This is a genomic window from Nonomuraea basaltis (assembly GCF_005893125.1).
Taxonomy (GTDB): Bacteria; Actinomycetota; Actinomycetes; order Streptosporangiales; family Streptosporangiaceae; genus Nonomuraea; species Nonomuraea basaltis.
Window position 1 is genome coordinate 1 of the sequence record NZ_VCJS01000357.1, and the last position, 8,786, is coordinate 8,786.

General features: G+C 65.4%; 10 protein-coding genes and 1 pseudogene. All 11 read right to left on the reverse strand.

Annotated features, from left to right (window positions below; all coding sequences use genetic code 11):
* Positions 1-330 precede the first annotated feature (330 nt).
* Positions 331-534, reverse strand: coding sequence for a hypothetical protein (locus EJK15_RS64995; protein WP_138720211.1), 204 nt, complete (start codon positions 532-534; stop codon positions 331-333).
* A gap of 71 nt (positions 535-605) precedes the next feature.
* On the reverse strand, positions 606-2,204 hold the full coding sequence (locus EJK15_RS65000) for a serine hydrolase domain-containing protein (protein ID WP_138720212.1): 1,599 nt from the start codon (positions 2,202-2,204) through the stop codon (positions 606-608).
* A gap of 222 nt (positions 2,205-2,426) precedes the next feature.
* A complete protein-coding gene (locus EJK15_RS75905) occupies positions 2,427-2,672 on the reverse strand; it encodes a hypothetical protein (protein ID WP_240778045.1) in 246 nt (81 codons plus the stop codon).
* A gap of 171 nt (positions 2,673-2,843) precedes the next feature.
* A pseudogene (locus EJK15_RS78290) lies at positions 2,844-3,293 on the reverse strand (TniQ family protein); the annotation flags it as partial.
* A gap of 214 nt (positions 3,294-3,507) precedes the next feature.
* Positions 3,508-4,140 carry a hypothetical protein gene (locus tag EJK15_RS65010; RefSeq protein ID WP_138720214.1) on the reverse strand — a complete coding sequence of 211 codons (633 nt, stop codon included), beginning with the start codon at positions 4,138-4,140 and terminating at the stop codon, positions 3,508-3,510.
* Positions 4,141-4,274: 134 nt separating this feature from the next.
* Positions 4,275-5,063 carry a DUF6461 domain-containing protein gene (locus EJK15_RS65015; RefSeq protein WP_138720215.1) on the reverse strand — a complete coding sequence of 263 codons (789 nt, stop codon included), beginning with the start codon at positions 5,061-5,063 and terminating at the stop codon, positions 4,275-4,277.
* 165 nt (positions 5,064-5,228) lie between these two features.
* Positions 5,229-5,765, reverse strand: a complete 537-nt coding sequence (locus tag EJK15_RS65020; protein ID WP_138720216.1) for a hypothetical protein — start codon at positions 5,763-5,765, stop codon at positions 5,229-5,231.
* A gap of 40 nt (positions 5,766-5,805) precedes the next feature.
* A complete protein-coding gene (locus EJK15_RS73865; protein WP_206062188.1) occupies positions 5,806-5,946 on the reverse strand; it encodes a hypothetical protein in 141 nt (46 codons plus the stop codon).
* A gap of 78 nt (positions 5,947-6,024) precedes the next feature.
* Positions 6,025-6,147 (reverse strand): hypothetical protein, encoded by a 123-nt coding sequence (locus tag EJK15_RS76965; RefSeq protein ID WP_276615597.1) that lies wholly within the window; start codon positions 6,145-6,147, stop codon positions 6,025-6,027.
* A 153-nt stretch (positions 6,148-6,300) separates the two neighbouring features.
* Positions 6,301-7,587: a TniQ family protein gene (locus tag EJK15_RS65030; RefSeq protein WP_138720217.1), complete on the reverse strand. Its 1,287-nt coding sequence runs from the start codon at positions 7,585-7,587 to the stop codon at positions 6,301-6,303.
* On the reverse strand, positions 7,584-8,585 hold the full coding sequence (locus tag EJK15_RS65035) for a TniB family NTP-binding protein (RefSeq protein WP_171075342.1): 1,002 nt from the start codon (positions 8,583-8,585) through the stop codon (positions 7,584-7,586). Before EJK15_RS65035 ends, EJK15_RS65030 begins: the two co-directional genes overlap by 4 nt.
* Positions 8,586-8,786: the final 201 nt, after the last annotated feature.

Below are 8,786 nucleotides of genomic sequence, written 5' to 3' on the forward strand. Positions count from 1 at the left end.
CAAACGCTGGATCACCCGCTGGAAAGCCGCTCTCAACGCCTTCGCCATCACCTTCGAAGGCCGCCTGAACCCGACCACCCGATAGAACTAATTCAAGATCGAGTTACACCGTTTACTGGACAGGCCCGTGAGAACGGCTGTCAACTGCGTTATTTCTGCAGTTTGGGGCTGGTCTGCCGGATTTCGTTCCGATGTGAGGGCGTAGACGGCTCGGGCGATCTTGCAGATCAGGCCCTTGCCAGCCCACTGGGACAGTTGCACGCAGAAGCTGCTGAGGTTGGTGATTCACCGAGTGGACAACGATCCGAACGTCGGTGATGTTCTGGCTGGTCAGTGGACGTTCATCGTTATGGGGACGAGCGTGGTAGCGGGGGAGGGGGATTTGACCTTGCGGACGCTGATGCGGGGACGACGCGGGGGAAGCAGTTCGGCCAGGACCGCACGACCAATGACCCCGACCAGGTCGATCCGGCCCTCGCGCTCGACGGGCAGCACGCCGGGGTCCAGCTGTCCTGACGCGGTATTGCGGCGCATACGCTGCGCCGCACCACCCCCGCCGCGCCGTGCGCGTCGCGCCGCACCGGCGCTCGGTGACCCGGGTGTGGTCACAGGCGGCGGGCCAGGCCGGATAGTAGGTCGGGCCAGTGGGTGTAGTTGTATTCGATGCCGAACCGGACCAGCACCACGTCTTGCTCTGGTGCGAGGTAGATGAACTGGCCGTGGTTGCCCTGAGCCCAGAAGTCGTTGGGCGTTCCGGAATTCGGCCTGGTCCACCAGTTGTACTGGAAGATGGGTGAGGGGTCTGTCGTGGTGTCCGCCTGGGTGGAGGCGGTCGCCCATGCGCGGGGGATCAGCTGCCTGCCCTGCCAGACGCCCTTGTTCAGATACAGGGCACCGAATTTGGCGAAGTCGACGGCTCGGCCGTTGAGACCGGCCTGCATCTGCTCGAACTGGGATTTCTCGCTGTCAACGCTCCACGAGCCGTCCGCCTCCATGCCCAAGGGGCCCCATAGCTTCTCCTGCAGGTAGGCGGAGACCGGGCGGCCTGTGGCCCGTTCGAGTGCCAGGCCCAGGAGGATCGTATTGATGTTGTTGTAGCGGAACCGTTCGCCGGGCGGTCTCTCGATCTTGGTGTCCTGCAAGGCCACGGCTCGCAGGTCGAGGGCGTAGTAGGGATCTTCGTGGGCGAGGCCGGATGACATCGTGAGGAGGTGGCGCAGGTTGATGCGACCGAATCCGGTGTCCCGCTTGGCCAGTTCGGGGACGTACTTCGTGATCGGGTCGTCGAGGGAGCCGAGGTGGCCGTCGGCGAGTGCGATGCCGATGAGGGCCGAGACGAACGGCTTGGCCACCGAGAACGAGGCGAAGGTGGAGTCGTGCCGGTAGCCGTTGAAGTAGACCTCAGACACGATGGTGCCGCCCTTGATCGCGATGAACGCCGTCGTGCCGGTGGAACGGAGGAACTCCGCCAGATCGCGCTCGACGACGCCGCCATCCTCCTGGACGGGGACCGTCCGCACGGGTAACCGGTCGGCGCCCGGCGCCTGGAGGAACCGGAACGCCGGTTGCCGTGTTCTGACCGGCCGAGCCGGGAACCGCTGGTGATCGAGGACGTCGGACCCCTGCCAGACCACCATCCGGGCCCACTGCGCGCTCCCGGTGGACGCGGCGGCCCAGCCGTAGCTGAGATCTGTCAGAAGGATCAGAACGAGCACGATCACCGCCGCAGTCCGCCCCACCCGGCGGAGCCTGCGAACCTCGCCGGTGAGCAGCACCAGCACTACAGCGAGGGCCACCGACAGCACGAGCGAGACCGAGACGGAGACGATTCCCAGGGCGGGTGAAGAGATCCCCAGGAGGTTGGGCCTGCCGATGGCGTGCAGGGCCGAGCTCACCCCATGAGCCCAGGTGCCGTACTGGTCGGCGGGTGTCTCGAAGAACATGTGGGTCACCTGGAGGGCCACCAGCAGCGTCGCGACCAGGCCTAACCGGATCCACGGCCTCCTCCGGAACAGGAGAGTCGCGAGCAGGACCGGATAGACGAGAAGGCTCGCGGTGAACGGCCAGCCGCTGTGGTCGGCCCGCAGCACATGGTCCACCTGGTGCACGACAGCCAGGACACCCACGACCAGCAGCGCCACCTCGCTCCGGCTGAACCGCAGCCGGGCGCCCGCCGACTCTCGCTCCTCGATAGCCTCCCGCATCCGAGCCTCCCACCGGGTAGCGCAACTATCTAAATACGATCGTAGCGAAACCTAGCAGAGCCCGCGCGGCTCGGCGGAGCCCTCTTTGGGCGTCGGGGGTGATATGGGAGGCGGCCAGGCCGGCGCCGGCGCCCCTGCGTCCACCTGCGGTAACGGCCTTGGACACGTGAACGGCCCTCCGCAGCTGCGTAGAGGGCCGTGGCGCACTCTACGGCTCCGGGCTCAGTGGGCCGAGGCCCGGTTCCACCGCTGCCCAGCAGCCTCTGCGGCCAGCGCGCCCTGGCCATCCCGGGCCGCATCCAACAGGGGTAGAACCTCCGGCACCCCCAGCCGGATCAGCATCGCCGTCGCTTTTAAGACCGCGAACCACTGACCGGCACTCACCACTTGGCCCGCGATCAGCGCAGGCCGGCGGCGCGTCTCCACCTCAAGCACGAGCCGTTGCTGATCGGCGAGTTTGTTACTCACCGCGCCCGTGTTGATCTGTGGGATCGGCTGATCGCATACGGCTCCGCTGAGGAGCGCGCCGCATCGCAACGGAGCCGGCATCCGTGAGCGAGACAGACGGCCCGGCTGACCAGCCGCGCCCCGTCGCAAGTGAACGCGGCATCTCGGGCACTGATCTACCAGCAGCATCCGATGCGCGGGACAAACCGCAGCCCAGCCCAGCTTCCACCAGACCGGCCACACTCCGTTCGAAGCCGCCAGGCACTTCGGGCATGCCCGGCTGCCGAAGAGCCGCACCCACTCACAGCCCTCAGCCCGGCGGACTGACTCCTTATCGCCCACGCGGACTCCTGCCAGGTCCACGGCCGAGCCATCGAACACCTCCAGGTGCATCCCACGCACGATCTCGGCGCTCACGCCTGTGGCAGCCTCGATCGCCCTGCACGTCTCCGCCGTCGTAACGACGCCGTACGCCAGTGAACGGACATCGCTTGACCCGCCTACATCCAGCCCTAACGCCTCGGCCATCGTCCACGGTGGACATCCGTTCCGCACCGCCATCCGATCGACCCAGGAGGCGAACGATTCACCCGGCCGTGGCTCGGCCACCAGCGCCAGACGCCGGGGGAGGCCAACTGTCATCTTGAGCTCTCACTATCAGGTCAACTGTCAAGTACCGCGCCGAACTATCAAGTTGAGGGACGCCAGACACAATGTCTGGCGTCGCTGAACATGACAGCGGAGCCTGCAGCCGACCTGGACACTGTCATTTAGATGAACATCTCATTAGCTCGCCCGAACGACATTCGAGGTGACAGTGCGGTCCGAACCATGTTCGGACGCATCCGTACTGACTTCACCTTCGGTCGGACCGGTTCGGCCGCGCGTCAAGGAACTGGGCGAAGTCCGGTTCAGGGAGCGGCAACGCTGTGCACGGACCGTCCATCAACTCCCGATCCAGCCGGACGCCGCTTTCCAGCTCGACCACGGTCAGACAGGCCACGGTCATGTCCACCTCGGCCTCCGCTTCCTCGCTGTCGTAGCCGCTTGTGAAGAAGTCGGCGTAGCCGATCAGCGGACCTAGGTACTCCGTCCAGTGGGTGAAGGGAAGGCGGGCTGGCTCGGGGTGTTCGACCCAGCCCTCGTCGGCCCCGTAACGGACATACATCACGGTGTTGCACGCCATGTCGTAGGACACCTGCCAGTGCCGGTAGCCCTCGCCCGCCAGCCGATCGGTCACCTGCTGGCGCTCTTGCGTCGGATTGGTCCAATACAGGGTGGCGATACCAGTGCCGACCTGGTGGAGGGAGAGGCTGCCGACGGAGTGCGGTTGTCCAGGGCCCTGCAGTGCGGCCGGGTCGAACCCCATCCGGCGCACGGCCTCTTCGAGGGTGAGGATGCCGGAATCAGGGATCGTCACCGTGTAGGCGATGGTGTCCCCGATCTCGGCGATCAGGTCGTCGTAGTGAGCAACGATCTCATCGAACACCCTGATCCACCTTTCTGCGGCTCCGCCCAAGAACAGTCACACCCGTTGTGCCTGTGGAAGCTGGCTCTGACTTCGTATCGAGGTCCGGCCGGATGATCATTCTAGGGATCGCATCTTCATCAGCCATGAGCAGCTCAGTAGGCACCCGGTATGGCGGCGCCGAGTACGGGGCGATGAAGGTGCTGCGGGGTGATCATGACGTTGGTGATGCGGCTGGCGATTGCCAGGGCGGCCGGGATGGGGTTGTCGATGTGGTCGTCGGCGGCCGGATCGATGCCCAGCTCACGGAGGTGACGATTGAGCCGGTCGGGATCCGCACCTTGCCTGTCGGTGGGAAACCCCGGGTTGATGTCGGTGATGAGCTGGCCGTCGACGGCGTAGGCGACGTGGTGCTGGGCGTAGTCATGCCGGTGCACCGCCACGGCCTCTCCGCCGTCGCGCGACAGGGCGCCCAAAACCTCCCGTTGCAGGCCGCGCCAGCCGCAGTCCTCGATTGCGACCGTCCAGTCCCCGATGCGCCTCACGGTGATGACCTCAGGTCCTTCCGGACAGGAGTGGTCCCCATCGTCGATCAGCCGGATGTCCTCGTCCGCGGCGCCGAGCCGGCGCAGCACCTCACGCTCGTCGAGCCCGCGAACGAAGACGATCGTGTAGATGTCCCCGAGTGGGCTGTCCTCCTGCCACTCGTAATTCTCCGGCGACGCGCCGGGGGTTCTCGCGGTGGCGCGGACCATCTCGAACGTGCTCGCCTCCTCGAGGATCTCGGGATGGGCGGCGAAGAAGGCCTCGGTGATTTCTGGAGCTATCCGGCCACGCCCACTGACCAGGTAGCCGGTCGCTCTTGCCCAGTCCCGGATTTGAGTGCGGCCGAGCTTGGGCGCCCGGTAGGTAACGCGGAGGGGGGTGAAGTCGGCATCGGACATGATCAGAAAACTACCGATAAGTTCGACGTCCCGTCTGCCCGTCTATGCCGTGAGCTTCTCCCGGTAAGTCACCCGGGCGAGTGCAACGGTCTCCCAGTGGCGTAGTCCTTCGCTGGCCCCGCGACGATTGGCGGCAGATGAGTGCCAAGGAGCTCGGTCGAGACGTCAGTCCACGCCGCACCAGTAGGCGAGCTGGTGGCTCGTGCTTTTGACCGCGCGCGGTGGGGACTCAGGTTGTGGCCAGATCTGCAGCAGGTAGCGGTCGACGACGGCATGTCGCGAAGTCAAACTGTTCACTTTGGCGCCTTCGTCCATGTTCACGGCGTGATATCGCAACCGATACCACCCAGGTCCCGAGGGCAACTTGGGTAGCCCATGATCTCCTTCGCCTGACCATTCGGCTATGCGGAGCCATTCCGACTTGGCCAAGAAGCTGATCTCCACGATGTCCTCGTATTCGTCGGTGTCCGCTCCCGGGTCCTCATCAGCCACAGTCACCGAGAAGCCAACCGGCCCTGTATGCAGGCCCGTGATCAGGAGAGCTTTGCCGTCATCCACCGCCACCCGGATAATTCCCACGGGATGCTCAGGATGGTTGTCAGGACGGTCCTCCACGACCGGGAACTCGTCGTATCCGTCGGCGAGGTAGGCCTGCCGGTAATGGACGTGGAGATCGAACGACGCGGTCTGCGTGGTGGTCATGCCGCCAAGAGTACGATCATGAGCTGACATTTCTCATGGTCTAGGCACCACGGGCGGCCGACGCCTCCCGGGCAGCGAGGAACTCATCCAGCAGTGTGAAGAGGACCTCGATGACCTTGGCCTCCTCTTCACGGGTCAGTTCCCACTGCTCCCACCCGTCGGGGAGAGTGATATGGCGCACCTGCCCATGCCAACCGTGGTTGCAGTCCTGGCCCCGCTGAGCCACCAGCCACTCCCGCCAGCCGCTCAGACCAGGACCTCAATGACGCAGCGTGTGCTGGTCATAACCGTCCAGGAAACCCTCAACCCCAGCAAGCCTCGACCCCACCACGAACATGCCCAACCGCTTGGCCACGTGGGCGAAGTACTCACGTTCGCTCATTCCCGCCAGGTCCGCCGTCACCGATCCGCCTCCTGACACACCGCCAATTTGATCTTGATGGCAAGTATCGCCGGGATGTGGGCACTGCCTCCGAAGATTTCACGCATTCGGAAGGGCTGCGTCACCCCGCTATGCCTCAATCACGATCTGTTGTCACTGGAAGGAGGACCGGACGCCTGTGATCGTCTGCCAAGGGCGTAGGCCTTCACCGGCCAGCAGCAGCGCGGTCTCGGGCAAGTCCAGATCTTCGACAGTCGCGGGCGGGTGCAGGTGGTGGGGCGCGCCTGGTTCCCAGAGAGCGAGTGGTTTGAGCAGCGCCGGGTCGACGTTTCTGATCTTGAGGTGGTTAAGGACCCGGTTGGTGACCGCGGTGGGATGGTTGTCGTCGCAGAATTCGTGCCAGAGGGTGCCGCCCCAGGGGTCGTAGCGGCGTTGGTCCATGAAGTAGCGCAGCGCGTCGAGCAGGGTGCCGGCGAAGCTGAGTTCGTCGACGATGAGCATCGCGGCCGCGCTGAGCAGCGGCCCGGGCTGGTAGTAGAGCACGTCGGAGCAGAGCTCGCGGGCTGCGGGGCCGCCGGTCAGGGCGAGCTGGTCGCGTAGATGGCAGAACTCGTGGAAGGTCCACCACAGGTGGGCGTCGGTGCCGGTGGGCAGCATCTCCGGGGTGCCGAAATAGACCGCCAAGCGGAATAGCAGCTCATAGAGATCCCAAAGGAGCTTGGTCGGTTCGATGGGGCCATCACGTGGACGCCGCAGCCGGGTGATGAGGTCCTGCTGGATGCGCAACAGACGCTCATCTCCGAGAGGACGGCAAGGGATCTGAGCCAGTTCCTGGCGGCAGTTGCGGGCGCCGACGATGCGTCCCTGAGGGCCGAACGGTCCGTTGCATTCGCGCCGGTAGCGCGGGGTGTCGCCGACGCTGATTCGGGTGTGGCAGCTCGGGCACCAGCCGGTTAGATAGACGCGGTGGATGGGGCAGACCACGCAGGGCAGCAGGTGCCAGGCGATGCGCCAGATCGGGTCGGGCCCGGCCAGGCAGCGCGGGCAGATAGCGGCGGTGTCGATTCGCCAGGGCCAGGGGCGGGCGGAGGTTTTGCCGGTCCAGCTGTGGGCGATGAACCGGCCGCCCTGGCCGATCAGCAACATGCTGATCATTGTCTTGGCGCGCAGGCCGGTGGCATCCCGCAGATTTTCGAAAACGTAGTTGTCGTACTCGATGGCCATGAATTCGTCGCCGTGGGTGTAGCGCTGGGGTGTGTAGGTAGGTAGGCCGAGCAGGGATGCGATGGTGTCGCGGTGGCTGTGGTGAGCCTCGACCAGGCGGAAGAACCAGGAGTGGAACGCTTCTCCGTCCGCAGGTGGCGGCACCAGGGCCAGCCGCCGCAGCGGCGGGCTGACTGGCGCCGGTTGGGCGTACTCCGCGGCCTCATGCAGGGTCATCCGGTGCCCGAGTCTTGGTCGGGAGTGGGCGGAGCGGTCTTGGCGCGGTGACGGGCAGCGGCCTGGCGGCGGGCCTTGGTCTTGGCGTAGTCGACCTCGTCATCGTGGCCGAGCACCACGCTGTCGAGAATGTCGCGGGTGAGAGCTTCGACTCCGGTGTCCATCGCCCGGTGCGCGGCCTCTTTGAACAGCATGGCCAGCGCGCCGATGTAGCCGGAGGTGCGTTCGTGCAGGTAGCGCCAGTGCCGCAGGGTGAGGATGTCGCTTTCGTGTTCTAGCAGGATCAGGTTGCTCTCGAAGTGGCGGACCAGCGACATCCAGGTGCGCTGCTGCTCATGGGTGGTGATCGGAAGCGGGGCTAGGTGCTGAAGGTCGGCGAAGCGGGAGCCGGACTGGCCGGCCCGGCCGCGCTCGTGTCCGTTCGAGGCGGTGCCCGCTTTGCCGGGGCGGGTGCGGGTTGGGGCTCCGTCGGTGAACAGGTTTCCCCGCTCCAGCAGGATCCCGGCGCCGATGATGGTGACCGCGGCATGGTTGGCCAGGTTCTTGATGTGGTCATTGGTCTCTTGTCCGCCATCGCGGATCTTGTCAAGCATGTGGAGATCGTCCAGGAGCAGCAGCTCTGTGCCGCAGGCCTCCAAAGCATCGAGAACGGGGTCGGTCAGCGTCCACTTTGTCGACGTGCGGCCGGGGTTCGGGATGTGCAGGAATTTGCCCAGGGCCTGGGAGAGCATGCCCGCGGTGGCGCCGGTGCTGACGCTGACGTAGACGACCGGCACCCGGTCCCCGAGGAAGTCGCCGCGGAAGTCGGACGGAGACACGTCCGGCGGCGGTGCATAGCCGGGGTGGTGCTCGCGCCAGGCCAGTTCGTATTCTTTGCCGATCATTTTCAACAGCGACGTCTTGCCGCAGTGCCCGGGCCCGTTGATGATCGCGCTGTGGTAGGTGGCGTCCTGGCTGTATTGGCCCTGGGTCAGCTTCGGCTCCAGCGCAGCCAGCACCTGCAGGACCTGTGGGTTTGAGGGGCCTCGGAGATTCCGGACAGCGTCTGGTGGTCTGACCTACGCTGCGGACTGCCGGGTCAGGTACTGGTCTTCGACTTCTTGCGGAGTCTGATATCCGAGTCCCGAATGCAGACGCTTGCGATTATAGAACCCTTCGATGTAACGGACAACCTGACGGCGGGCCTTATCTCGCGTACT